The organism is Endozoicomonas sp. ONNA1, assembly GCF_024606325.1.
In the GTDB taxonomy this organism is placed as follows: Bacteria; Pseudomonadota; Gammaproteobacteria; order Pseudomonadales; family Endozoicomonadaceae; genus Endozoicomonas_A.
Map to the genome: position 1 here is coordinate 1 of NZ_JAHHPN010000140.1, position 1,222 is coordinate 1,222.

Here is a 1,222-nt window from a genome sequence, read left to right on the forward strand (position 1 = left end):
AGCCTGCTGAATCCCGTCAGGTACAGGCCGCTGCCAGACGAGATGACAAGAAGCGCATCCAGAAACTGGAAAAAGAACTCAAACGCAAAGACAAAGCACTTGCTGAAACCGCAGCACTGTTGGTTCTAACAAAAAAGGCAAACGCGATCTGGGGGGAGCGCGAGGACGATTGATTCCTCTCCCTGATCGCAAGGAAGCCGTTGCTTTAATCCAGGAAGCTGTTTCACAGGGGGCACGTAAAGTGAAAGCCTGTGCTGCTCTCAACCTGTCGATACGCACGGTTCAGCGCTGGCAAAAAGATGTAGAACAGGTGCGGGAAGATCAGCGTCAATACGCAGACCGGCCAATGCCTGCCAACCAACTAACCAAGAGCGAGCAAAACGAGATTCTGAAAGTCTGTAACAGCGAGCGATTCAAAAGTAAGTCGCCATGCCAGATTGTACCGACACTGGCCGACGAAGGTGTTTATATAGCTTCTGAGTCAAGCTTTTATCGAGTGCTGAAGGCTCATAATCAACAGCATCACCGAGGTCGCAGTCAGAAGCCAGTAAAGCGGAAGCCGACATCGCATCGGGCCACGGCACCAAATCAGCTCTGGTCGTGGGATATAACCTTTTTGGGGTCGCCCATCAGGGGTAAATATTATTACCTCTATTTGGTTCTGGACGTTTATAGCCGCATGATTGTGACTTGGGAAGTCCATGAGAGGGAGTCCTCTGACCTGGCTGCTCAGATGATCCGCAAAGCCTTCATGCAGCATAAGATCAGTCTTCAGGAACAACCGCTGGTCCTGCATTCGGATAATGGCAGCCCGATGAAGGGGGCGACTATGCTAAGTACTCTTCAGCAACTGGGTGTACAGACATCGTTCAGCAGGCCACGCGTGAGTAACGATAACTCATACTCAGAGTCAGGCTTCAGAACCATGAAATATCGTCCCGGGTATCCGAATCACTTCGCCAGTCTGGAGTCAGCCAGAGAGTGGGTGTATGGGTTCGTAAACTGGTACAACATGGAGCATAAGCACAGTGGCATCAAGTTCCAGACACCCTGCGACAGACACACAGGGAAGGCTCAGAAGAAGGTTCTGAATCGTGAAAGAGTTTACCGTAAAGCAAAAGAGCAACACCCTGAGCGTTGGGGAAGCCGTGAAACCAGAAACTGGCAATTACCGGCAGAGGTATGGCTTAACCCTGAGCGATCAGAGAATCAGCAGCATTGT

At 50.9% G+C, this 1,222-nt stretch carries 1 protein-coding gene; it reads left to right on the top strand.

Going from position 1 to position 1,222, the window contains the following annotated elements:
- Window positions 1-169 precede the first annotated feature (169 nt).
- On the top strand, window positions 170-1,222 hold a 1,053-nt coding region (locus tag KDK19_RS03330), incomplete at its 3' end, for an IS3 family transposase (RefSeq protein WP_257291331.1).